Annotated in this window: 1 pseudogene; it reads right to left on the bottom strand. The window is 68.8% G+C overall.

The features are described 5' to 3' along the window. Positions 1–240 (bottom strand): annotated as a pseudogene (locus tag A3722_RS05545) (GntR family transcriptional regulator); the annotation flags it as partial.

Raw genomic sequence — 240 nt, 5'->3', positions numbered from 1 at the left:
GGCGCGCGCATCCAGAAGGACGATCCGCCATAGGCACCCCGGCCGGAGACGCGCAGGCCGTGCGTCTCAAGCGCTTCCTCCATGACGCGGCGACGCTCATGCAAGGCCAGCCCCATGCGACGGATCTGCGCGTCGTAATGGCCCAGAGACAGGAAATAGGCAGCAGTGCGCTGAATATGCCCCGGCGGGTGGCGCAGGACCGAGGCGCGCAGCGCGCGGGCCTCACGGATGAACGGCTCA

Origin of the sequence: Sulfitobacter sp. HI0027, assembly GCF_001634775.1 — a bacterium.
Classification (GTDB): Bacteria; Pseudomonadota; Alphaproteobacteria; order Rhodobacterales; family Rhodobacteraceae; genus Sulfitobacter.
The sequence above is the reverse complement of the archived record's forward strand: the minus strand, read 5'-3'. Positions and strand labels throughout refer to the sequence as shown.